This window comes from Nocardia cyriacigeorgica (assembly GCF_010858045.1).
Lineage (GTDB): Bacteria > Actinomycetota > Actinomycetes > Mycobacteriales > Mycobacteriaceae > Nocardia > Nocardia cyriacigeorgica_E.
Genome location: NZ_JAAGVC010000010.1, coordinates 35,363 through 58,533 on the forward strand (window position 1 = coordinate 35,363; position 23,171 = coordinate 58,533).

Here is a 23,171-nt window from a genome sequence, read left to right on the forward strand (position 1 = left end):
GACGCGGCCGGACGGCCGGCCGAGCTACTGGCTCGGTTCGGGCAATGTGCAGTGCTCGACCCTCGGATTGAGACCCGCGTAGTTGAGCGGACCCGAGACGACGGTCAGCGCGATGGTGGCGAAATCGCGGCATTGGGCCGGAGCGGCGGTGAAATAGTCGCGCTGAAATGCGGCGACGAATCCGATCACCAACCACAGCGTAAACAACAAACTCAGCAAACTCGCACCGAAACCACGAGACGATCGGGCGCGAATGGAGGGCTCGCGCATGGCAATCGTTCCTTCCATCTCCGAGTACCCAGGGAGTACCCGGTGCGGTGCCCGGCTATCACCGTGCTGCCGGACGGGCGGTTGTCACCACTGCGGCCGAACGCACTACCGCGATTTCCTGGCGGCCGGATCGTCCCGGCCGATCGACTGTTCGGCAGCGTGCTCGCGCCCCTGTTCAGCGAAGGCGCTGCCTCCAGTATTCAGCCCGAGGGGGCTGCGGCCAAGGTCTCGAGCCCGCCGACGACCGCGGCGACAGCGGTTACCGGTGGTCCGAACGGGTAGCCCTTCGGTGATCACCCGCCTCGGAGAAGGAGACGAGCATGGCAGCGACGGGCGTCGTCGGCTTACGCACGGTGGTGCTGGATTGCCCCGAACCACGTGAACTGGCCGAGTTCTATTTGCGCCTACTCGGTGGGGAAATCATCGAACCGGAAAGCGACGGCACCTGGGTGGCGATGATCGAACCGCAGGGCCGCCGCCTGGCCTTCCAGCTCGCGCCCGAATATGAGCCGCCACATTTCCCCGACCCGAAGGCCTCCCAACAGATCCACCTCGACATCCTGGTCACCGATATCGATGTCGCCGAGCCGGCCGTGCTGGCCGCGGGCGCGAAATTCGTGCAGGCGGCCGAGAATTTCCGGGTGTACACCGACCCGGTGGGACATACGTTCTGCCTGGTGTGGTTGTCGGAATAATGTCCGGGACCGCAGGCTCGGGCTGATCTCGAGTCGGCGATCCCGGCGCATGCCATCCGCTACTCGTCGAACGCGGTATCGCGGGCGAGCTTTTCCCACTGGTCCAGTTCGGCGCGTACACCGTCGAGGTGGCCGACGATGGCGTCGACGGCGTCGCTGCCCAGCGGCAGGCGCAGCGGGGTCTGTTCGGAGTTCAGCGCGGTGATGATCGCAGCGGCCGCCTTCGCTGGATCCCCGGCCTGCGCACCGTCGCCGCTGTGCACGAATTCCTTTGTCGCGCCGACAGTATCGGCGTAGGCCGGGTGGTCGGCGCTGAAGTAGGCGGCGTTCTTACCGAACAGGTTGGTGCGGAACGAGCCCGGCTCCACGACGAGCACCTTGATGCCGAAGCCCTTCACTTCGTCGGCGAGCGCTTCCGAGAGCCCTTCCAGCGCGAATTTCGTTGCGCTGTAGGCACCGAACCCGGCGAACGACATCTGCCCGCCCATGCTGCTCAGATTCACGATGGCGCCGCTGCGACGTTCCCGCATGGACGGCAGCACCGCGCGGGTGAGCGCGGCCGGGCCGAAGAAGTGCACGTCGAACAGGTCGCGCAATTCGGCGTCGGTGGTCGCCTCGACGGCGCCGACCTGCGTGCGGCCGGCATTGTTGACCAGCACGTCGATGCGGCCGTGCCGGGCCAGGACGTCGGCGATCACGTCCTGCGCGCGAGCGGCATCGGTGACGTCGAGCCGGACCGGATCGACCTGATCGGGGTGCGCGGCCACCAACGCGTCGATAGCTTCGGGGCGGCGCACGGCCGCGACGACGGTATCGCCCGCCGCGATCGCCGCTTCGGTGAGCGCGCGGCCGAATCCGCTTGTCGCGCCGGTGATCAGCCAAACCTTGGGTTCGTTCATGGATCCATCCTGGCCCGGTGCCGCACCACCCGTCCAAGACCCGTTGTGATAACCATTGGTTATGGACGTCCACGGCCGGGACCTCGGCTACTTCGTCGCGGTCGCCGAGGAACTGCACTTCGGCCGCGCCGCCGAACGGCTGTTCATCTCTCAGCCAGCACTGAGTAAGCAGATCCGCGCCCTCGAACGTCAGCTGGGCGCCCCGCTGTTCGATCGCGACCGGCGAACCGTCACGCTGACACCGGTCGGCCTGGCTCTACTCCCCCATGCCCGCACCATCCTCGCCGAATGGACCACCGCCCGCGCCGCCGTCGACGCCGCGAAAACCACCCAGGCGGCGACGCTTGTCATCGGCATGAGCACCAGCCCAGGCCGCGGCCTGCTGCCCGCCATCCGCTCCCGCGTAACCGAGCGCTTCCCGCAGATCAGCATCACCTTGCGGCAGATCGCATGGGGCGATCCCACCGCCGGGCTCGGCGATGGCAGCACGGACGTGGCGTTCGTCTGGTTGCCGCTGCCGGAGCAGCACCGCTTCGACACCGTGGTCGTGGCCCGCGAGCCGCGCACTATCGCACTGCCCGCCTCGCATCGGCTGGCCGAGTGGGAGTTCATCGACTTCGCCGACGTCATCGACGAACCCTTCCTCGCGCTGCCACCGGAAGCGGGCGCGCTGCGCGACTACTGGCTGGCCATGGATTCCCGTGCCGGGCGCCCGCCCACGATCGGCGCGGAGATCACGAGTGCCGAGGAAACCTACGAGGCGGTCGCGGCGGGACTCGGCCTGGTGCTGCTCGCCGCAGGCAATGCCCCGTTGATCGCCCGCGACGACGTGGTGGTGCGCCCCGTCCACGGCGTGGCGCCTGCCGAACTCGCCGTCGCGCATCGCCGGGACGACCACCGTCCGCTGGTTCTCGGGTACATGGCGGCGGCGCGCCGGGCCACCGAGGGCCGAGCGTCGTAGCCGGTCACTATTCGCCGGCGGCGAGCCGCTCGATGTCGGCGTCGAGATCAGGTGTTCCGGTGAGATAGCGCTGAAGCGTGGGCCCGATCCACGCGATGATCTCCTGCCTGGTCATCGCCGCCAACGGCGGGAACGCCAGCACGAAACGGCCGAGTGCCATCCCGAGGATCTGCGAGGCCGCCAGCCCGGCGCGCAGCGGCACCTGCCGCGGGTCGTCGACGGCGCGGGCGATCACGGGGGCCAGCTGGGCGGCGAAGATCGAGCGCATCCGCTCGGCCGCGGATTCATTGGTCACCCCGGCGCGCAGCAGGATCAGCAGGGCTTCATCGCGCTCCCAGCGTTCCAGGAAGTGCGCGACGACGGTCGCGCCGAGCCGTTCCCGCGGCACCGCCGACAGGTCGGGTAGTTCGAGATCGAATTCCACGGCTGCCGCGAACAGCCGTTCCTTGTTGCCGTAGTAGCGCATGACCATCGCCGGATCGATGCCCGCGTCGGCGGCGATGGCGCGGATGGTCGCGCGGTCGTATCCGTCGGCGGCGAACCGTTCCCTGGCCACCGCGAGGATGACGGCCTTCGTTTCCTCCGCTGATCGTCTCATGTCAACGAGTGTAGGCCAACAACTGTTGACATAGCGAATTCATGCCTCTACCTTGAATGCCAACAGTTGTTGACTTTCTCAGGAGGACCGCAATGACGAACTCCAACACCGACGTTCTGATCGTCGGAGCCGGACCGGCAGGGCTCACCGCGGCAGTCGTTCTCGAACAGCTCGGCCACCATGTGGTGATCGTCGACAGCCAGAGCGAAGGCGCGAACACCTCGCGCGCCGCCGTCGTACACCCGCGCACGCTCGAACTGCTCGAGCCCTACGGCGTGACATCCGCCCTCGTCGCCCGCGGCCTGCACACCCCGACCTTCACCATCCGCGACCGCGATCAGCTGCTGATCGCCGTCCCGTTCAGCGACCTCCCCACCGCCTACCCGTACACCCTGATGATTTCCCAGGCCGATACCGAAAAGTTCCTGCTGAAGCGGCTTTCCGAACTCGGCGGCACGGTGCTTCGGCCCGCCACCGTCACCGATATCGCCCAGGATGCCGACGGCGTCACCGCGATCCTGGACGACGGCGAGCAGATCCGCGCCCGCTACCTGATCGGCGCCGACGGCATGCACAGCCTGGTGCGCGAACAGACGGGCATCGGTTTCGACGGCGGCACCTACGCCGAATCGTTCACCCTCGCCGACGTCCGCCTGTCCGGCGGCGTCCCGCGCGACGAGGTGATCCTGTACTTCTCCCCCGCCGGCCTGGTCGTCGTCGCACCGCTGCCCGACAACATGTTCCGCATCGTCGCCACCGTCGACGAAGCACCCCACGACCCCGATATCGCCTTCGTGCAGCGCCTGCTGGACGAACGCGGCCCGCGAGCCCACCGCGCAGTGGTCGAGGAAGTGCTCTGGGGCTCCCGTTTCCGGGTCCACCACCGCATCGCCGATACCTTCCGGCACGGACGAATCCTGCTGGCGGGCGACGCGGGGCATGTGCACTCACCGGCCGGCGGACAAGGCATGAACCTCGGTATCGAGGACGCGATCACCTCCGCCGAGGCGCTGTCGCAGGTGCTGGGCGGCGCCCCCGACGCCATCCTCGACGAACTCGCGGCCGGCCGCCGAAGCACGGCCGAAGCAGTGGTTTCCATCGCGAGCCGTCTCACCGACGTCGCCACCGTTTCCGCGAAGCTGCGCCCCTTCCGCAACGCGGCGATGCGCCTCGCGGGCAAACTCCCCGCCGTCCGCCACCGCCTGGCCTGGCAGCTGTCCGGCCTGAACCGCCGCTGACGACGTCACCGGAACCCGAGGGCGTCCGTCCCGGTCACGCTCCTGGCTGTCGGCGCATCGAGACGGGCGCACGAGTCATCGAGACAGGCTCAGGAGGCAGATTCCGGTCTGCGCGGCACGGGACAACGGTATGCTCAACTCGGACCGAATCGCTTCGGGCCGTTCATGTTCCAGTGTTCTCTGGTCGTTTCTCATCGAGCTCTGCTCTACACCGGGAGGTTGTCGTGCGTGCTGGACGGTTGTGGTCGGCTGTCGCCGCTGGTGTGCTCACCGTGCTGGTCACCGGCACGGGACCGGCTGTCGGACAAGAGCAGTACGCGCAGGCGGGCCTCGATGCGCACAACAGATACCGGGCCAGGCACGGCTCGCCGCCCATGACGCTGGTCCAGGATCTGGTCGGCAAGGCGGGGCAGTGCGCCGTGTACTACGTCGACAAGGGCCAGATAGACCACTCGTGTCCGTACAAGAGCGGTGCCGGGGAGAACCTCTACATGGCCTACGGTGGCACGGCGGACGGGGTTCAGCACGTCCGGACCGCTGTCCAGATGTGGTACGACGAGGTCAAGGATTATGACTACGCGAAGCCGGGTTTCGCCATGAACACCGGCCATTTCACGCAGGTCGTGTGGAAGGCGAGCACCCGCCTCGGCATCGGGTTCGCCACCAAGAACAACAAGCACATCGTCGTCGCCCTCTACCTCGAGCCCGGCAACGTCTCCGGACAGTTCGAGCAGAACGTGCCGCGCCCGCGCTGAGAGCTGCCGAGGCTGCCCGGGCTACGGCGCCGGATTTTCGATTCGCGACAGCGGATTTCGCTGCGGGGCAGAGAATCCCGATCGAGTGGTTGCGCGGCCTGGTCGCGGCCCACACTCGTCGAGCGCCCATCGACGCGCGCAGTCAGAGGCCGATCACAGCACCGGAGAACCGCATGACCGAGTCCCTCATCCAACTGCCCACCGCGGGCGAACCAGTAATCGACACCTTCGACCGGATGATCCGAACGGGGCCGATCGTGCCCTACGAACTGCCGGGCGGCGTTCGGGCGTGGATGGCGGTCAGCCATCAGGCGGTGACCGAGGTCCTGGCCGGTGACGGCACGGTGTTCAGCAAGAGCACGAAGAACTGCCCCGCGATGCACGACGGTACGGTTCCCGCCGACTGGCCGCTGCGGGTATTGACCGACGCCGACCACCTGCTCAACAAGGACGGCGCCGACCATCTGCGGATGCGCCGGGCCATCGCCCGCGCCTTCACCCCGGCCCGGGTCGCTCAGCTCGAACCCCGAATCCGGCAGCTCACCAACGACCTGATCGACAACTTCGCCGACCAGCCGGAGGTCGACCTCGTCGACAGCTTCACGATGCCGTTGCCGGTCGGGGTGATCTGCGAACTGTTCGGCGTCCCCGCCGGCGATCGGCCGAAGTTCCGCGGCTGGACCGCCACCCTCATCTCGCACACCAGCACCGGCGAGCAGACCCAGGCGGCCATGCAGGAAATGGTGGGATACCTGACCGGGTTGATCGCGGACAAGCACAACGACCCGGGTGACGATCTCACCTCGGATCTGGTGCGGGCCCAACCCGAACACGGACTCGCCGACGCCGAGCTGGTGGAGATGCTGTGGATCATCATCGTCGCCGGACACGAGACCACGATGCATCTGCTCGGCAACGCGGTGGTGGCGCTGCACACCTTCCCCGAACAGCTCGCGGCGGCCCGCGCCGGTGATCGGTGGGCCGATGTGGTCGAGGAGACCCTGCGCTACCGGAACGCGGCGTGCGCCATGTTCAATCGCTATGCCCTGCACGATGTTCGGATCGCCGGGGTCGACATCCCCGCCGGTGCGATCGTCGGCTGGTACGCCGGTGTGGGCCGCGATCGGCAGAAGTACCCGGACGCCGACGTCTTCGACATCGATCGCGACCACTCGGATCAGCTCGGCTTCGGGCGCGGCCCGCACTTCTGCCTCGGCGCCCACCTGGCCAGGCTGGAGTCGCGCATCGCGCTGGCCACGTTGTTCGACCGGTTCCCGCAGCTGCGCCTGGCCTGCGCGCCGGCCGAGATCCCGTATGCGCCGCAGTTCATGACCAATGGTCCGCTCTGCGTTCCGGTTCAGCTCCGATCCGTTGACTGAGCGGGCGACGTCCCGCGGGCGGGGAGATGCGAGAATTTTGTCCGACCACCGCTGAGCGGACACGTGGAGATCATCATCAGAGCGACCGAGTTTCCGGCATGCGGTATTCCGAGCTGACCGTGGCGAGCACGGCGGTGTGGACCGAGGTCACCGACCATTTCCTCACCGCCGAGCACCGGTACCGCGACCCGGCCAACTGGTGGGCGCGGATCACGGTGCAAGAAACCTCGGGCTACACCCTGCTGCGCGCACAACAGCGCGGCGACCATCTGATGAACCGCAGCCGCTCCCATATCCGGCGCGGCCCGGCCGATCACTGCTGGATCGTGTTCCCGGAGCAGGGTGAATACGTCATCCAGCAGCCCGAGCGGCTGGTCCGGGTGCCGCCGCGGCACGGCTTCGTCCTCGAGCTGGACCTGGCCTGCCGCGTCCTGTTACCCGTCTCGACGGCGTACGCGCTGCTGCTGCCACGCGCGCAACTCCAACAGCGGTTGTCCGCCTGCGGTGACTCCGGCACGGTGCTCGATATGTCGACCGCGCTCGGCCAGGTGGTGCTGAGCATGCTCAGCAGCACCCTCGCCGGTCGATCGAACCTGACGGCATTGGAATTCGACGCCGTCTGCGATCGGGTCACCGAGCTGCTCGGTCTGATGCTCGTCGGCGACGTCGGGCCGCAGCAGGCCAACGCGGCCGAAATGATCGATGCCATCCGCGCTTTCGTGCGAAAGAACCTCGGTTCCGGTGATGTCCGGCTGCCCGCTGTCGCCCATGCGCTCGGCTGGTCGCCGAGGCAACTGCGGTCGGTGCTGCATCACACCGGTATCACCTACCGGGATCTGCGGCGCACCGAAGCCCTGCGCGCGGCCCGTGATCTGCTGGCGCGTCCCGGGCCGCTGTCCATCGGCGAGGTCGCCGCGCGCTGCGGGTTCACCAGCGCCGGTTTCTCGACGGCGTTCAAATCCGAATACGGCGAAACGCCACGGAACTTTCGCCGGCGGCGGTTGTCCGAGCAACTCGCGATGCACCTCGGACCAGAAAAAGCCCCTCACCGAACAGGTGAGGGGCTTTATGGCGGTGGCGGAGGGATTTGAACCCTCGGAGGGGGGTTACCCCTCACACGCTTTCGAGGCGTGCTCCTTAGGCCGCTCGGACACGCCACCGCCGACTAGGCTACCGGATGCCTCGCGGATCGCTAAATCGGCAGGTCAGCAAGGTCAGCGTTGGGCGTGGAAGAACTCGTCGAGGAGGGCGGCGCATTCGGGTTCCAGGATGCCGCCACGTACTTCGGGGCGGTGGTTGAGGCGGCGGTCGCGGACCACGTCCCAGAGGGAGCCGACGGCGCCGGTTTTGGGTTCCCAGGCGCCGAAGACGAGGCGGCCGACACGGGCCAGCACCAGGGCACCCGCGCACATGGTGCATGGTTCGAGGGTGACGGCGAGGGTGGCGCCTTCCAGCCGCCAGCCGTCACCGTGCACGGCGGCGGCCCGGCGTAGGGCCAGGATCTCGGCGTGCGCGGTGGGGTCGCCGAGGGCTTCCCTGGCATTGGCGGCGCGGGCCAGCTCGCGGCCGTCGGCGTCGAAGACGACCGCGCCGACCGGGACGTCTCGTGGGTCGGCGGCGCGGGCGGCCTCGATCGCGGCGCGGATCATGTCGGCCTCGGCGGGCCGGGCCACGCTCATCTCAGCGCGGCAGTTTGTCCAGCACCGCCGACAGTTCGTTGGCGAAGCCGAGGCGCTGGGCGATCATGCCGAGCTGCTCGTCGGGGTAGAGGTCGGTTTCGGCGAGGATGACGCTGAGCACCGGTTCGGGCAGGCCGAGGTCGGCCAGCACACCGAGATCGCCCTCCTCCCACGGTTCGACATCGTCCAATTCGTCCGGATCGATATCGGGGATCTCGACGTTCAGCGATTCGAGGACGTCGGCGGCGATGTCGTAGTCGATCGCGGCGGTGGCGTCCGAGACCAGCAGGCGGGTTCCGCTGGGGGCGGGGCGCACCACCACGAAGAATTCGTCGTCGACGTCGAGCAATCCGAACACCGCGCCCGAGCTGCGCAGTGCCTTGAGTTCGTCTTCGGCTGCGGCCAGGCTGGTGAGCGCGGCCGAGCTCAGCGGACTACACCGCCAGGTGCCGTCTTCACGGACAACGGCTACCGCGAAACCTTCCACGTCGTCGAAATCGTCCGACGCCGCCCTGTTCCCGCCCGAGCGCTGTGCTGCCATGGGCGCAACGGTAGTCGGCTCGAGGTCAAATGTTGAAGTCGTATGCGAATCTGTTCCGGTGACTGGTGATCAGCAAGCCCCCGTCTGCGTTCTCGGGACCGGATTGATCGGCGGATCGCTGCTGCGCGCGGCGGTCGGCGCCGGATTCCGGGCGTGGGGATACAACCGGTCGGCGGCGGGCGCCGAGGCGGCGCGCGCGGACGGCTTCGACGTCATCGGCGACCTGCCCGCGGTACTGCGCCGGGCGGCCGAGACCGATGCGCTGATCGTGGTCGCGGTGCCGATGCCAGCGGTCGACCAGATTCTGTCCGCTGTCTCCACCTTCGCCCCGGACTGTGCGGTGACCGATGTGGTGAGCGTGAAAGCGCCGGTCGCGGCGGCCGCGCGGCGACATGGGCTGGGTGCGCGGTTCGTCGGCGGGCATCCGATGGCGGGGACCTCGCAGTCCGGCTGGGCGGCAACCGATCCGGCCCTTTTCCGAGGCGCTGCCTGGGCGGTCGGGGTCGACCCGGGCACCCATCCACAGCCCTGGACGCGGGTGGTGCGGCTGGCGCTCGCGTGCGGGTCGGTGGTTGTCCCGGTCGTCGCCGAGGAGCACGACCGGGCGGTGGCCCGCATCTCGCATCTGCCGCATGTCCTGGCCGAGGCCCTGGCGGTCGCGGGCGCGGGTGGCGGTGAGCTGGCACTCGGACTGGCCGCGGGCTCGTTCCGGGATGGCACCCGCGTCGCGGCCACCGCCCCCGACCTGGTGCGCGCGATCTGCGAGCCGAATGCGGCGGCCCTGCTCGAGGTGCTCGACGAAACCCTGACGGTGCTGAACGCGGCCCGCGACCGGCTCGAAGAGGACGGTTCACTCGCCGATCTCACCGAGGCAGGGCATGACGCGCGGCAACGGTACGAAACGACCGAACGCTGGGAGATCACCGATATCAGGCCCGGCGATCAGGACTGGCTGGAGCGTCTGCGGGAGGCCGGGCAACGCGGGGGCGTCATCACCCGCCTCGACTGATCGGCGAGCCCGACCCACCCGTCCGGCAGGCGCTCAGCCGGCTGTTCAGATGCGTTCGGCCAGGCCCGGGTAGTCGAGAAGGAAGCCGTCCTGGTCGACGGTGACGGTCGCGCTCGACACCGGGGAGAGCACGCTGATGCCGTCGCTGGCGCTGCTGTAGACGAGGCTGGCTTCCTGGACGGTGAGCTCGGGCAGGCGCACATAGACGACCGGGACCTGCACATCTTCGACCGCGTGCTGGAGGCTGAAGCGGCGGATGGGCAGGGTGTTGAAGAACGGGCTGAGCACCACGTCCACATCGAGGGCGCCGCCGAAGGTGGAGCGGATGTGGGTGCCGGTGGCGTCGATCAGCCAGTAGTTCTCCTCATCGCGTGAGATGGAGGCGTGCCGCTCCCCCGCGGCCGTGGTGCTGCGCAGCGAGAGGCGTTTGGTGGCGCCGTTCTCGTCGGTGACCAGATCGTAGGAGGCGCTGAACGCCGGATGCTCGGCGCCTGCGCCGCCGATGATGCGGCCGGTGGCCCGGATGCGGTTGCCATTGACGGTCACGCGGACCGATTCCATCCGCGTCGCGTCGTGTGCGCGCCAGGTGAGGACCGCGGGCCACCGTGAGGGCGACGGGCTCTCGTTGCCTGATGCTGCGTCGGTCGCGTGCGTCACGTATCTACCGTAAGCGACAACGGCGTCATGGCCGCATCACACCAGCGACTCGCGCCACGCCGCGTGCAAACCCGCGAAACGGCCGTTGCCCGCGATCAGCTCCTGCGGTGTGCCGTCTTCCACGATGCGGCCCGCTTCCAGCACCAGCACCCGATCCGCGATGGCCACGGTGGACAGCCGGTGCGCGATGATGACCGCGGTCCGATCCCGCAGCACCGTCTCCAGGGCGTCCTGCACCAGGCGTTCGCTGGGAATGTCGAGGCTCGAGGTGGCCTCATCCAGCACGATCACCGCCGGGTCGGCGAGGAACACCCGGGCGAAGGCCACCAGCTGCCGTTGCCCGGCGGAGAGCCTGCCGCCGCGTTTGCGCACATCGGTGTCGAAACCCTCGGGCAGGGCCTGCACGAAGTCGTACAAACCGACCGCCCGCGCGGCCTCGTGCACCTCTGCGTCGGTGGCGTCGGGCCGTCCGAGCCGGATGTTGTCGGCGACCGAACCGGAGAACAGGTACGCCTCCTGGGTGACCATGACGACGTGCCGGCGCAGATCCGCGTCGCTGATCCGGCGCAGGTCGATACCGTCCAGGGTGACGACGCCGCCGGACGGATCGTAGAAGCGGGTCAGCAGCTTGGCCAGGGTGGATTTGCCCGCACCGGTGGGCCCGACGAGCGCCACCACCTGGCCGGCCGGGATATCGAGGGTCATCTCGGGTAAAACCGGGCCGCGCGGTTCCTGAGCTCCGGCCGCAGTGGCGGGGGTGCCCGGTTCGGCGGTGCTCGTTCCCGCGGCGGCGGCATCGGCCCCGGCGCGGACGCGGGCGGCGTAGTCGAACCACACGCGGTCCAATCGCATCCCACCGGCGACCTTGCCGAGCGGAATCGGATCACTGGGCTCGGCTACCGCAGGCCGCTCCTCCAGCACACCCGAGATCTTCTCCAGCGCGGCCGCGGCCGATTGGTAGGAGTTGAACACCTGCGCCAGCTCGTCGAGCGGGCCATAGAAGTTCTTCAGGTACAGCAGGTATGCCGCCAGCACGCCGACGGCGAGGTGGCCGTCGATCACCTGCCAGGCGCCGACGATGATCACGACGACGGTGGTGAGGTTGCCGAGCAGCCGGGTGAGTCCCGCGTATTCGCCCATGCCGCGCACCGCGGTGACGTTGGCTTCGCGATACGCGCCGTCTTCGACGGCGAGCACCGATTCGTTGCGCTCTTCCCTGCGGAAGGCCTGCACCGCGCGCATCCCGCCCATCGACTCCACGAACTGCACCACGACCTTGGCGATGGCCCCGCGGGTGCGGCGGTATCCGGCGCGCTGCCTGCGCTGGGCCCAGCGGGTGACCAGGAACAGCGGCACGAAACCGGCGAAGACGACCGCGGCCAGCGTCAGGTCGAGGTAGACCAGCAGCACCGCGATGGTGAGGACCGACAGGATCGCGCTCAACGCTTCGTTCAGCGCGCCTTCCAGTAGTTCCTGGAGGGTTTCGATATCGCCGGTGAGGCGGGCGACGACCTTGCCGGAGGTGTATTTCTCGTGGAACTCGACGTCGAGTTGCTGCACATGGGCGAACGCGCGCACCCGCAGGTCGAACAGCACGTTCTGGCTGAGCCTGCCGGCGACGCGCACGAAGCAGAACGTGGTGAGCCCACCGATCAGGGCCGCGCCCAGGTAGCCGCCTGTGGCCCACAGCAGCGGCGTCCAATCGCCTGCTCGGCCCGCGCTGATGCCGCGGTCGAGCCCGTAGGCGACGAACAGTGGGCCGACCACCGTCGCGGCGTTGTCGACCACGATGATGGCGAGCGCCAGCGCGGCCAGCTTGCGGTACGGGCGTACCAGCTCGGCCAGCAGCCGCCGTGAGCGCGCCGCGAGCACGAGGTTTCCGGTCTCGGTGACCTCCTTGTCCTCGCTGGCGATACCCCGCCAATCGGCGATCTCTTCCGCGCGTTCGAGCACGGCGGCGCCGGAGCCGGATTCCCGCGTCGTCGCGGATCCGTCGGTGCTGCTCATCGTTCACCTCCCATCAGTTCGCGGTAGCGGCTGCTGGTGCGCAGCAGGTGGTCGTGAGTGCCTTCGGCGACGATGCGGCCGTCGGCCAGCAGGGCGACCCGATCGGCGAGGGCGGCGGTGGAGGGCCGATGCGCGACCAGCAGCGTGGTGGCGCCGGCAAGTGCGGTGCGCAGACGTTCCTGCACCTTCTCCTCGGTCTGCACATCGAGAGCCGACAGCGGGTCGTCCAGCACGACGATGCGCGCGCGACGTTCCTGACCGGCCCGGGTGAGCACCGCCCGGGCCAGCGCCAGCCGCTGCCGCTGCCCACCGGACAGGCTCAACCCCTGCTCGCCGATCCTGGTGTCCAGCCCCCATGGCAGATTCGACACGAAGTCGATGGCCTGCGCGATCTCCAGGGCGCGCCGCACATCGTCGTCGGAGGCGTCTGGATCGCCGAGCGCGACGTTCTCGCGCACGCTCGCCGAGAACAGCACCGGATCCTCGAACGCCACCGACACCAGCGAACGCAGATCACGCACCCGCAGGGTGGAGATATCGATGCCGTCGATGGTGATGACGCCACCGGTGACGTCGTAGAGCCGGGGAATCAGGTTGAGCAGGGCCGTCTTTCCGCTGCCCGTCGCACCCACCAGCGCCACCGTCTCACCAGGACGGACCACCAGCGAAATATCGCGCAACACCTCGCTTTCGGCCTCGGGGAAGCCGAAACGCACACCGTCCAGCCGGAGTTCACCGACGATCCGTTCCGGTAGATCCACCGGGGCGTCGGGATCGGTGATCTCGACCGGGGTGTCGATGATCTCCCAGTACCGGTCGGCCGCGGTGCCCGCATCGTTCAGTTCGGCGAGCAGGAAGCCCGTCCAGATGATCGGCCATTGCAAGAAGGTGGCCAGGGTGATGGCGCCGACCGCGGCACCGAGCGACATCGTGCCACCGACCACCGCGTACGCGCCGAATCCGAGCGCGAACACCAGGATCGCTTCCGAGAGCACCACCAGCGACGCCCAGAGCGTGGCGTCCAGGCGCACCTTGTACATCTCGGTGCGCTGGAGTTCGCGGGCCTGCGCGGTGAAATGGGCGCCGAAGAAGGTGCCGCGACCGAAGGCCTTGAGCACCCGGATGCCCTGCGCGGATTCCTCCGCGGTGGTGGCCAGATCACCGGATTGATCCTGGGAGCGGCGCGACGCACCGGCGTAGCGGCGTTCGAATCGGAGGCAGATGATCGTGATCGGCACCGCGGCGACGGCGAAGATCACGCCGATCTGCCAGCTCATCGCCACCAGCACGGCCAGGCCGACCGGGATGACGACGGCGTGGATCACCAGCACCGGGCCGGCGAATCCGATGAACCGGCGCAAGGTGGCCAGATCGTCGACCGCGCGCGAGAGCAGCTGGCCCGACTCCCAGGAATCGTGCCTGCCGATGGACAGGGCCTGGAGTTCTCGAAAGATCTTGGCCCGCATGGTGATCTCGAACTGGGTGGCGGGCTCGGCGAGCAGCCAGCGGCGGCCCCACACGCCGATCGCTTCGATCACTCCGAGCACCAGCACCAGCAGCACCGGCGCGATGACGCCGCCGAAATCGCCACGTGCGATCGGGCCGTCCACGATCCGCGCGATCACCAGCGGGGTGAGCACCGCCGTCAACATGGCGACTGCCGAGAGCACAGTGGCGGCGATCAGCTGGTTTCGATACGGCCGCAGATACGGCCAGAACCTGAGCAGCGAGGCGCGCCGCCCCGTGGCGCGCGCGGGCAGCGGCTGTCTATCGGCCTCCGTGTCAGTGGAAGGCGAGTCCAGCGTGACGGACAAATCTCCCCCTTCGGTTCATCGATGTCTCTGGCGATCCGCACCCCGACACCGGCGACGCCCTCGATCATCGCAGTGGGGTATGACAACAAACGGGCCCATCCAGACTGGCACCGCGATTACGAACAGCCAACCGATTTTCTTCCCGCCCATCCGGGCAGGTCCGGACTTACACTCCGGGTGTGCTGATCGTCGCCGGATATCTGAGAGTCACCGATCGGGACCGCTACCTCGAGGCCTGCCGCGAGGTGGTCGAGCAGGCGCGGGAAGCGCCGGGCTGTCTGGATTTCACCCTCGGTGCGGATCTGGTGGAGCCCGACCGCGTCAACGTCTACGAGCGCTGGACCAACCGCGCGGCGGTCGAGGTGTTCCGCGGTGAGGGCACCTCGGGCGAGCTCGACGTCCAGATCACCGCCGCCGACGTGCGCGAGTTCGACTGCACCAACGAAGTGGCGTTGTGAGCGTTTCCACACCCCGCACACCGGCGGCATCGCGGGCGCACTCGACGCCCGGATCACCGATATGCGCGCATTGAACCGCACCGGCGAAGTGGCGCTCTGAGCGTTCGACACCCCCGAATACAATGGCCGGTCACACCCGTTTTCGAGCGAAACGAGACCGAGCATGAAAGTTCGCGGCGCGTCTCGTGTCTCCGCTGCCGCGACGCAAACCGAAGGCGAGCAGCGGAGTCACGAGACACCACGGGGCCGCGAACACGCGACGCCGCAGGCGCCGAAAAAACACAGCACGATGGTCGGGCTGTTCGCGGGGATCGGCGGGCTCGAGCTCGGGCTGGCCGAGAACGGCTGGCAGACCGAGCTGCTGTGCGAGATCGATCCGGGCGCGCAAGGGGTGCTGGCAGCGCGTTTCCCGGATGTGCCGCTGCACGCCGACATCACCCGGCTGCGCGCGATCCCGGCCGGGACGGAATTGGTCGCGGCCGGTTTTCCCTGCCAGGACCTCTCGCAGGCGGGCCGGACCGCGGGCATCACCGGCGACCGTTCGGGCCTGGTGGATGAGGTTTTCCGGCTGGTCCGGCGCAAACGCGGGCCGCGCTGGCTGTTGATCGAGAACGTGCCGTTCATGCTGCAACTCGGGCGCGGCGCGGCCATGCGCCACATCACCGCCGCGTTGGAGGAACTGGGGTACACCTGGGCGTATCGGGTGGTGGACGCGCGTGCCTTCGGGCTGCCGCAGCGCCGCAACCGGGTACTCATGCTGGCCTCGCGCACCGAAGATCCGCGCGGGGTGCTCTTCGGCGAGGACGCCGGCCCGCGCACGGTGGGCGATGCCGACAGCGATCCGTGCGGCTTCTATTGGACCGAGGGCGTGCGCGGGCTCGGCTGGGCGGTCAACGCGGTGCCGACACTCAAGGGTGGTTCCGGTCTTGGTATCGCCAGCCCGCCCGCCGTACGGTTACCGTCCGGGGAGATCGTGACGCCGGGAATCGTCGACGGGGAGATGCTGCAGGGCTTCGACCCCGACTGGACCGCGCCCGCCACCGAAGTGCCGGGTATCCGGCAAGGCCATCGCTGGAAGCTGGTCGGCAATGCGGTGAGTGTGCGGATGGCGTCGTGGGTGGGCGCCCGGCTGGCGGCGCCACTGGACCCGCTGCCCGGTGATCGCCCGCTGCCGCCGGGCAAACCGTGGCCGGTTGCCGCGTGGGGCCGCAATGGCAGCGCGTTCGAGGTGCCGGTGTCCACCTGGCCGGTGCACGAGCCGTATGAGGATCTGAAGAACTTCCTGACCGACTCCCGCCTGCTCTCGGCGCGCGCCACCGCCGGTTTCCTGCGCCGCACCGCGATGGGCAGCCTGCGGTTCCCGCCGGGGTTCCTGGACGATGTGGAAGCCCATCTCGACCGCATGGGCGGCTGGGCGGCATGAACCCGGACCGGTGGATGCGCGGGCTGCCCAGCACGGCGCCGGCCCCTGTCACCGCGCCGAGACGCGTCGAGCGGCACGACACTTCGGCCGGGCACGCGCACTCGCCGGCGGTGTCCGCGGCGTGGACGGATCTCCGACAGGGCTCGCGGACCGAACCGTGACCGCTCGACGTCCGCCCACCGATCCCGCGACCAGTGCCCGCATGTCCCGGCAGCGCCGCGCGGGCACCGAGCCCGAACTCGCCCTGCGCCGTGAATTGCATCGGCGCGGCCTGCGCTACTTCGTCGACCGGGCACCGGTGCGCGGCCAGCGCCGCCGCGCCGACGTGGTCTTTCCGCGGCTCAAGGTGGCCGTCTACGTCGACGGTTGCTTCTGGCACAGCTGCCCGCAGCACGCCACCTACCCGAAGAACAACGCCGAGTGGTGGGCCGAGAAGCTGGCCGCCAACGTGGCCCGCGATCGTGCCACCGATGCCGCCCTCGCCGCGGCGGGCTGGCACGTCATCCGGATCTGGGAGCACGAAGATCCCGTCGCCGCCGCGGACCGGATAGCCGACGCGCTGCGCCGCGACTGACCTCTGGCGCGGGCCACAGCCGAGCACCACGATCAGGTCGTCACCGCGCCGGGCGGGCAACGCCTGCCATCCAAGGTTCGATGCTTTCGAGTCTCGTGCACTTGGGGAGACGTTCCGCGAGATTCGGCTCTGCCGAATGAGACGCTGCGAAAAGGGATTCGGCTCAGCCCTGTCCGCTCCCGAACGCCCCTTCCAACCGGCTGCGCGACCCGGGATGGATCAACCGCGCCGCGCTCACCAGACCGCTGCGCGACCAGGTGCGGCGGCGGATCAGCAGGCACGGCTCCGAGCGCGCGATACCGAGCAGCCGGCATTCCTCGGCGCTGGCCAGCACCGCCTCGACGACGTGTTCGCCGCGTTCGAGCGGGGCCACCTCACTGAGATAGGTGTTCGGGGTCTGCGCGGTGAAATCCTGTTCGAGATACCGCGGTGCCTCCGCCGGATTCACGTAGCGGTCCTCCAGCTGGATCGGCACATCGTCTTCGAAATGCACGATCAGCGAATGAAAGACCTTCCCGCTCAGATCGTTACCGAGCAGCGGATGGCCTGCGTCGGCGTCTTCGGCGCGGACGAACACGATCTCGGTGCGATGCCGGTGCCCGCGTTCGGAGATCTCGTCGGCGATGTTCTTGACCTCGAACAACGGTGAGGCGGCCTTGGTCGGCGCGACGAAGGTGCCAACGCCCATCACCCGGTTGAGCACGCCCTCGGCGGTGAGATCGCGCAGCGCGCGGTTGATCGTCATCCTGGACAGGCCCAGCGCATTGACCAGCTGGTTCTCCGACGGGATCTGATCGCCCTCGCGCCACCTGCCGACTTTGATCTGCGACACGATCAGCTGCTTGACGCGCTCGTAGGCGGCGAACTCGGTCCCGAGCCCGCCGTAGAGCTCCGCGAGCTCCGCATCGACTACTTCGATCGCCACCACCGACATCCGTTCCCTTGCCTCACGGGTTTTCGTACCGGCCCGCGTGCTCATCGCGCCAGCGCCCGTAGCTGCCTGGTCGCGACCGACAGCGCCGCCAGATCCTGTTCGCCCGATTCCGAGATTGCCCCGAGGATACGTTGCGTGCGGTCGAGCCGGGCCGCGCTGCGCTGCTCCCATCCACCGATGACGTCCTCGGCGGGCTCGCCCGGGTCGCCGTCGGCCAGGACGTCCTGGCAGAGTGCGCGGATCGTGGCGTACAACTCGTCGCGCAACGCCACGCGCGCCAGTGCGTTCCATTTCGTGCCGCGTTCCAGCCGGGATACCGCCACCAGTTGCGGCACCACGCCGAGCCGTTGCCCGAGTAGGTAATAGACCTCGGCCACCGCGGCGGGCGGGCGGCCGGAGATCTCGGCGATCTCGATGATGTCGAGCAGCGCGAACTGATCCAGCAGCAGCGACACGCGTGCGGCCAGATCCTCCGGTACGCCCCGATCGACCAGCGCGGCGGTGCGTTTGCCCAGATCGGCCGCGTCGCTGCCGGACAACCAGCCCGCCACCCCCGGCGTCAGTTCGGCGATGCGATCGCGGAAGCGCCGGATCTCGGCGCCGACGGCCAGCGGTTGCGGGCGCTGGGTGAGCATCCAGCGCGAGGCCCGGTCGAGCAGTCTGCGGCTGAGCACGATCAACTCGTCGGTGAGCTCGGCACTCAACCCGCTGCCACGAATGTCACGCCACAGGGCCGGCAGGTCGAAGACGGCCGCGACCACGGCGAACGCGCGCACCGCGTCGGCATTGCTGGCACCGGATTCCTCCGAGAGCCGATAGGCGTAGGTGATGCCGCCGTTGTCGACGACGGTGTTGGTCAGCACCGTCGCCACGATCTCGCGGCGCAGCGGATGCTCGGCGATCACGTCGGCGTACCGCTCGCGCAGTGGGCGCGGGAAGTAGCGGGCGAGATCGTCGGCGAAGGCCGGGCTGTCGGGCAGATCGCCGGCCAGCAGGTCGGCCTGCAGTCCGAGCTTGACGTGCGCGAGCAGGGTGGCGAGCTCGGGTGAGGTGAGCCCCTGTCCCGCCCGCTGCCGCGCAGCGATCTCCTTCTTGCTCGGCAGCACGTCCAGTTCGCGATCCAGGCCGGTGGTGGCCTCGAGGTGGTCGATGAGCCTGCCGTGCACGGCGATCGAGGCCGCTGCCCTGGCCCGGCTGGTGCCCATGAGCTGGTTCTGCGAGGCATTGTCGGCCAGCACCAGCCGCGATACCTCGGAGGCCATCTCACCCAGTAGCGCGTTGCGTTCGCCGGTGGTGAGCCTGCCCGCTCCGACCAGGCCGTCGAGCAGGATCTTGATATTCACCTCGTGGTCGGAGCAGTCGACGCCCGCCGAATTGTCCAGGGCGTCGGTATTGATCCGCCCGCCCGCGCGGGCGTATTCGATGCGGCCGCGCTGGGTGCAGCCGAGATTGCCGCCCTCGCCGACGATCCTGGCACGGACCTCGGCGCCGTCGATGCGGACGGCGTCGTTGTTCTTGTCTCCGACGTCCAGATGGGCCTCGGTGCTCGCCTTGACATAGGTGCCGATGCCGCCGTTCCAGAGCAGATCCACCGGTGCGCGCAGGATCGCGCGCACGAGTTCCGGCGGGGTCATCGCGGTGACATCGTCGGCCAGGCCGAGCGCGGCGCGCACCTGGGCGCTGATCGGCACGGATTTGCTCGTGCGCTCCCACACTCCGCCGCCCGCGCTGATCAGTTCGGGCGCGTAATCGGCCCAGGATGAGCGTGGTTTCGCGAACAGCCGGGAGCGTTCGGCGTAGGACGTCGCCGCGTCGGGATCGGGATCGAGGAAGATGTGGCGGTGGTCGAACGCCGCGACCAGCCGGATATGCCTGGACGCGAGCATGCCGTTGCCGAAGACGTCGCCGCTCATATCGCCGATGCCGACCGCGGTGAAATCCTGCGACCGCGGGTCCACGCCCAACTCGCGGAAATGCCGTTTCACACTCTCCCACGCCCCGCGGGCGGTGATGCCGAGCGCCTTGTGGTCGTAGCCGACCGAGCCGCCGGAGGCGAAGGCGTCGCCGAGCCAGTAGCCGTGGTTCGCGGCCACGTCGTTGGCGATATCGGAGAAGGTGGCGGTGCCCTTGTCGGCGGCGACCACGAGGTAGGTGTCGTCGCCGTCGCGGCGGCGCACGCCGGGCGGGGCGATCACGGCGCCGGTGGTGAGGTCGAGATTGTCGGTGAGGTCGAGCAGCCCGCCGATGAATGTGCGGTAGCAGCGAATTCCCTCGGACCGCAGCGCCTCCCGGTCAGCGGCGGGATCGCCGGTGGGTGCGGGCGGACGCTTGACCACGAAGCCGCCCTTGGCGCCCGCGGGCACGATGACGGCATTCTTCACCGCTTGCGCCTTGGCCAGCCCGAGCACCTCGGTGCGGAAATCCTCCTTGCGATCCGACCAGCGCAGCCCTCCGCGCGCCACCATCCCGAACCGCATGTGCACGCCCTCCACGCGCGGGGAATAGACGTAGATCTCGAAATGCGGCCGCGGCGAAGGGAGTTCGGCAATCCGGCGGGGATCGAGTTTGACGGCCAGGCAGGTGTCGTCGCCGGGTTCGCCGTGGACGTAGTGGTTGGTGCGCAGAGTCGCGTCGATAACGCTGAGGTAGGCGCGCAGAATACGGTCGGCATCCAAGCCGGGGACGGCGGCAATGCCTTCCTCGAGCGTCTCCAGCAGTGATTCGGTATCGGACTCCGGTGCGGCCGGATCGAATCGGGCCTCGAACAGACTCACCAGGCCGCGCGTGATCCCGGGATGCTCACCCAGGACGTTCGCGATATGGGCTCGGCTGTACGGGAATTCGCCTTGGCGCAGATAGTTCGCGTAGGCGCGCAGCACGATGACCTGGCGGTGGTCCAGTCCCGCGCGCGGTACCAGTTCATTGAAACGATCCGCCTCCGCCCGGCCGTGCCAGATGGCGGCGCAGGTGGCGGTGAAACGGCGGGCGAAATCGGCGTCGTCCAGATGCGGTGGTAGCAGGCGTTCGGGATAGCGCAGCGAGAAGCGGTAGATGCGGCAGGCGAGGCCGCCGGTGTTCGCGATGACGTACGGCCGCTCGTCGAGCACCTCCACGCCGAGGCTCTGCACGATCGGCAATACCTCGCTCAACGATGCCGGCCGTCCACCGAGGTAGAGGGTGAGCACCCAATCCTCGCTCGATTCCGGGATCCGGTGCAGCGCCAGCTCGACGTCGCCGGGGCCGAGGTGTTCCAGGTGGGCGAGGTCGTTCGGGGCGCTACCCGGATCGACGTCCTGCTTATAGCCTTCTGATATAGCCGATACGTAGTGGTCGGCGAGGTGGGGCGCGATCGGAGTGGCCCGCAAGCGCTCATCCCAGCCGCCTCCGGGTCGCTCGTATCGCACATCCGTATTCGAATCTCGCACCGGAGCCGTCGACGTTGCCTTCATGTCACTACCTTCCGAACGGAAGTCTCACCGCTTCCGCTGAGGACGCTTGACAGGTGGTTGTATATACAGGACTATACACCTAACCAGTGATTCGGCACACATTCGTTTTTCTGAGGAGAGAACCCCATGACCGACGCTTCCACCCGGCCGCAGTCCGGCCCGCGTCCCGTCCGCGCCGACCGTGGCAGCGAGCTGAGCACCCTCGGCTGGCAGCAAGAAGGCGCGCTGCGGATGCTGATGAACAACCTCGACCCCGAGGTCGCCGAACGCCCCGACGATCTCGTCGTCTACGGCGGCACCGGCCGCGCCGCCCGCAGCTGGGAGGCCTTCGACGCCATCGTGCGCACGCTGAAGACGCTGAAATCCGATGAAACGCTGCTGGTGCAGTCCGGTAAGCCGGTCGGCGTGTTCCGCACCAACGAGTGGGCGCCGCGCGTGCTGCTGGCCAACTCCAACCTGGTCGGCGACTGGGCCAACTGGGAAGAATTCCGCAAGCTCGAACAGCTCGGCCTGATCATGTACGGGCAGATGACCGCCGGCTCCTGGATCTACATCGGCAGCCAGGGCATCTTGCAGGGCACCTACGAAACCTTCGGCGCCGTCGCGCGCAAGCGCTTCGGCGGCACCCTCGCGGGCACCATCACCCTCACCGCCGGTATGGGCGGTATGGGCGGTGCGCAGCCGCTGGCCGTCACCATGAACGAGGGCGTCGCGATCTGCGTCGACTGCGACCCGGCCCGCATCGACCGCCGCATCGCCCACGGCTACCTCGACACCAAGGTCGACACCGTGCAGGACGCGCTCGACCTGGCCATCAAGATGCGCGACGAACGCAAGCCGCTGTCCATCGGCCTGGTCGGCAATGCCGCCGAGGTGTTCCCGCAGTTGCTGGCGATGGACGCGCCCATCGACATCGTCACCGACCAGACCTCGGCCCACGACCCGCTGTCCTACCTGCCGATCGGCGTGGCTCTGGAGGACTGGCACAAGCTCGCCGACAAGGATCCGGGCTGGTTCACCACCGAAGCGCAGGCTTCGATGGCCAAGCACGTCGAAGCCATGGTCGGGTTCATGGACAAGGGCGCCGAGGTGTTCGACTACGGCAACTCCATCCGCGACGAAGCCCGCAAGGGCGGGTACGCCCGCGCCTTCGAATTCCCCGGATTCGTCCCCGCCTACATCCGTCCGCTCTTCGAAGAGGGCCTCGGCCCCTTCCGCTGGGCCGCGCTCTCCGGTGACCCCAAGGACATCGCCGCCACCGACAAGGCGATCCTCGAACTGTTCCCGGAGAACGAGCACCTCAAGCGCTGGATCACCATGGCAGGCGAAAAGGTGCACTTCGAAGGCCTGCCCGCCCGCATCTGCTGGCTCGGCTACGGCGAACGGCACCGCGCGGGCCTGAAATTCAACGAAATGGTCGCCTCCGGCGAACTCTCCGCCCCCGTAGCCATCGGCCGCGACCACCTCGACTCCGGCTCGGTGGCCTCCCCCTACCGCGAAACCGAAGCCATGGCAGACGGTTCCGACGCCATCGCCGACTGGCCGCTACTGAACGCCCTGCTGAACACGGCGTCGGGCGCCTCGTGGGTGTCCATCCACCACGGTGGTGGGGTCGGCATGGGCCGCTCCATCCACGCCGGCCAGGTCTGCATCGCCGACGGCACCGAGCTCGCCGCGCAGAAGCTGGAGCGGGTGCTGACCAATGATCCCGGTATGGGTGTAATCCGGCACGTGGACGCCGGTTACGAGCACGCCGCCGAGGTCGCGCGCGAGCGCGGGGTTCGGATTCCCATGCAGGAGGGGTGATCTGAACGGTGCGGCGGCGGACTGC

21 protein-coding genes and 1 tRNA gene are annotated in these 23,171 nt (G+C 68.5%); 11 read left to right on the forward strand and 11 right to left on the reverse strand.

All coding sequences use genetic code 11. From position 1 onward, the window contains the following. Nucleotides 1-24 precede the first annotated feature (24 nt). Nucleotides 25-189 carry a hypothetical protein gene (locus tag GV790_RS12285; protein ID WP_306306367.1) on the reverse strand — a complete coding sequence of 55 codons (165 nt, stop codon included), beginning with the start codon at nucleotides 187-189 and terminating at the stop codon, nucleotides 25-27. Between the two features lie 401 nt (nucleotides 190-590). On the opposite strand from GV790_RS12285, the gene GV790_RS12290 reads away from it, so the two are divergent. Next, complete coding sequence (locus GV790_RS12290) at nucleotides 591-965, forward strand: VOC family protein (protein ID WP_163813496.1); 375 nt, start codon at nucleotides 591-593, stop codon at nucleotides 963-965. A 59-nt stretch (nucleotides 966-1,024) separates the two neighbouring features. Here the strand turns inward: GV790_RS12290 and GV790_RS12295 are convergent, their stop codons facing one another. Continuing rightward, the gene (locus tag GV790_RS12295; protein WP_163813497.1) at nucleotides 1,025-1,864 is read right to left on the reverse strand and encodes an oxidoreductase; all 840 of its coding nucleotides are present in this window, start codon (nucleotides 1,862-1,864) and stop codon (nucleotides 1,025-1,027) included. A gap of 61 nt (nucleotides 1,865-1,925) precedes the next feature. Between GV790_RS12295 and GV790_RS12300 the strand changes: the two genes are divergently transcribed. Then, nucleotides 1,926-2,825 (forward strand): LysR family transcriptional regulator, encoded by a 900-nt coding sequence (locus GV790_RS12300; RefSeq protein WP_163813498.1) that lies wholly within the window; start codon nucleotides 1,926-1,928, stop codon nucleotides 2,823-2,825. 7 nt (nucleotides 2,826-2,832) lie between these two features. Here the strand turns inward: GV790_RS12300 and GV790_RS12305 are convergent, their stop codons facing one another. Then, a complete protein-coding gene (locus GV790_RS12305) occupies nucleotides 2,833-3,423 on the reverse strand; it encodes a TetR/AcrR family transcriptional regulator (protein WP_163813499.1) in 591 nt (196 codons plus the stop codon). A 92-nt stretch (nucleotides 3,424-3,515) separates the two neighbouring features. Here GV790_RS12305 and GV790_RS12310 point away from each other — a divergent pair, with 92 nt between their 5' ends. From GV790_RS12310 to GV790_RS12325, 4 genes are all read left to right on the forward strand, one after another. Next, nucleotides 3,516-4,661, forward strand: a complete 1,146-nt coding sequence (locus GV790_RS12310; protein WP_163813500.1) for an FAD-dependent monooxygenase — start codon at nucleotides 3,516-3,518, stop codon at nucleotides 4,659-4,661. A gap of 224 nt (nucleotides 4,662-4,885) precedes the next feature. Next, the gene (locus GV790_RS12315; protein ID WP_163813501.1) at nucleotides 4,886-5,416 is read left to right on the forward strand and encodes a CAP family protein; all 531 of its coding nucleotides are present in this window, start codon (nucleotides 4,886-4,888) and stop codon (nucleotides 5,414-5,416) included. A gap of 173 nt (nucleotides 5,417-5,589) precedes the next feature. Further along, nucleotides 5,590-6,795, forward strand: a complete 1,206-nt coding sequence (locus tag GV790_RS12320) for a cytochrome P450 family protein (protein ID WP_163813502.1) — start codon at nucleotides 5,590-5,592, stop codon at nucleotides 6,793-6,795. A gap of 98 nt (nucleotides 6,796-6,893) precedes the next feature. Beyond that, on the forward strand, nucleotides 6,894-7,886 hold the full coding sequence (locus GV790_RS12325) for an AraC family transcriptional regulator (RefSeq protein ID WP_163813503.1): 993 nt from the start codon (nucleotides 6,894-6,896) through the stop codon (nucleotides 7,884-7,886). On the opposite strand, the gene GV790_RS12330 is transcribed toward GV790_RS12325, so the two are convergent. The 3 genes from GV790_RS12330 to GV790_RS12340 form a co-directional block, all read right to left on the reverse strand. After that, nucleotides 7,865-7,955: transfer RNA gene (locus tag GV790_RS12330), tRNA-Ser, on the reverse strand. The genes GV790_RS12325 and GV790_RS12330 overlap by 22 nt on opposite strands. Before the next feature lie 54 nt (nucleotides 7,956-8,009). Next, a complete protein-coding gene (locus GV790_RS12335; RefSeq protein ID WP_163813504.1) occupies nucleotides 8,010-8,474 on the reverse strand; it encodes a nucleoside deaminase in 465 nt (154 codons plus the stop codon). 1 nt (nucleotide 8,475) lies between these two features. Then, complete coding sequence (locus GV790_RS12340) at nucleotides 8,476-9,015, reverse strand: tRNA adenosine deaminase-associated protein (protein ID WP_163813505.1); 540 nt, start codon at nucleotides 9,013-9,015, stop codon at nucleotides 8,476-8,478. Nucleotides 9,016-9,073: 58 nt separating this feature from the next. Here GV790_RS12340 and GV790_RS12345 point away from each other — a divergent pair, with 58 nt between their 5' ends. Further along, nucleotides 9,074-10,024 (forward strand): prephenate dehydrogenase, encoded by a 951-nt coding sequence (locus GV790_RS12345; RefSeq protein ID WP_163813506.1) that lies wholly within the window; start codon nucleotides 9,074-9,076, stop codon nucleotides 10,022-10,024. Nucleotides 10,025-10,069: 45 nt separating this feature from the next. Here the strand turns inward: GV790_RS12345 and GV790_RS12350 are convergent, their stop codons facing one another. The 3 genes from GV790_RS12350 to GV790_RS12360 are packed head-to-tail and all read right to left on the reverse strand — an operon-like array spanning nucleotide 10,070 to nucleotide 14,502. Then, on the reverse strand, nucleotides 10,070-10,681 hold the full coding sequence (locus GV790_RS12350) for a putative glycolipid-binding domain-containing protein (protein ID WP_081597107.1): 612 nt from the start codon (nucleotides 10,679-10,681) through the stop codon (nucleotides 10,070-10,072). 36 nt (nucleotides 10,682-10,717) lie between these two features. Beyond that, nucleotides 10,718-12,688, reverse strand: coding sequence for an ABC transporter ATP-binding protein (locus tag GV790_RS12355; RefSeq protein WP_163813507.1), 1,971 nt, complete (start codon nucleotides 12,686-12,688; stop codon nucleotides 10,718-10,720). After that, nucleotides 12,685-14,502, reverse strand: coding sequence for an ABC transporter ATP-binding protein (locus tag GV790_RS12360; RefSeq protein ID WP_163813508.1), 1,818 nt, complete (start codon nucleotides 14,500-14,502; stop codon nucleotides 12,685-12,687). The genes GV790_RS12355 and GV790_RS12360 overlap by 4 nt, the downstream gene beginning before the upstream one ends. Before the next feature lie 179 nt (nucleotides 14,503-14,681). Here GV790_RS12360 and GV790_RS12365 point away from each other — a divergent pair, with 179 nt between their 5' ends. The 3 genes from GV790_RS12365 (at nucleotide 14,682) to GV790_RS12375 (ending at nucleotide 16,957) form a co-directional block, all read left to right on the forward strand. Then, nucleotides 14,682-14,960: a putative quinol monooxygenase gene (locus GV790_RS12365; protein ID WP_163813509.1), complete on the forward strand. Its 279-nt coding sequence runs from the start codon at nucleotides 14,682-14,684 to the stop codon at nucleotides 14,958-14,960. A 289-nt stretch (nucleotides 14,961-15,249) separates the two neighbouring features. Further along, complete coding sequence (locus tag GV790_RS12370) at nucleotides 15,250-16,383, forward strand: DNA cytosine methyltransferase (protein ID WP_163813510.1); 1,134 nt, start codon at nucleotides 15,250-15,252, stop codon at nucleotides 16,381-16,383. A 202-nt stretch (nucleotides 16,384-16,585) separates the two neighbouring features. After that, nucleotides 16,586-16,957, forward strand: a complete 372-nt coding sequence (locus GV790_RS12375; RefSeq protein ID WP_163813571.1) for a very short patch repair endonuclease — start codon at nucleotides 16,586-16,588, stop codon at nucleotides 16,955-16,957. A gap of 163 nt (nucleotides 16,958-17,120) precedes the next feature. Here the strand turns inward: GV790_RS12375 and hutC are convergent, their stop codons facing one another. Next, complete coding sequence (gene hutC / locus GV790_RS12380; protein WP_163813572.1) at nucleotides 17,121-17,891, reverse strand: histidine utilization repressor; 771 nt, start codon at nucleotides 17,889-17,891, stop codon at nucleotides 17,121-17,123. 41 nt (nucleotides 17,892-17,932) lie between these two features. Continuing rightward, nucleotides 17,933-21,295, reverse strand: a complete 3,363-nt coding sequence (locus GV790_RS12385) for an NAD-glutamate dehydrogenase domain-containing protein (protein WP_375139386.1) — start codon at nucleotides 21,293-21,295, stop codon at nucleotides 17,933-17,935. Nucleotides 21,296-21,466: 171 nt separating this feature from the next. Between GV790_RS12385 and hutU the strand changes: the two genes are divergently transcribed. Continuing rightward, on the forward strand, nucleotides 21,467-23,146 hold the full coding sequence (gene hutU, locus GV790_RS12390; RefSeq protein WP_163813512.1) for a urocanate hydratase: 1,680 nt from the start codon (nucleotides 21,467-21,469) through the stop codon (nucleotides 23,144-23,146). Nucleotides 23,147-23,171 lie beyond the last annotated feature (25 nt).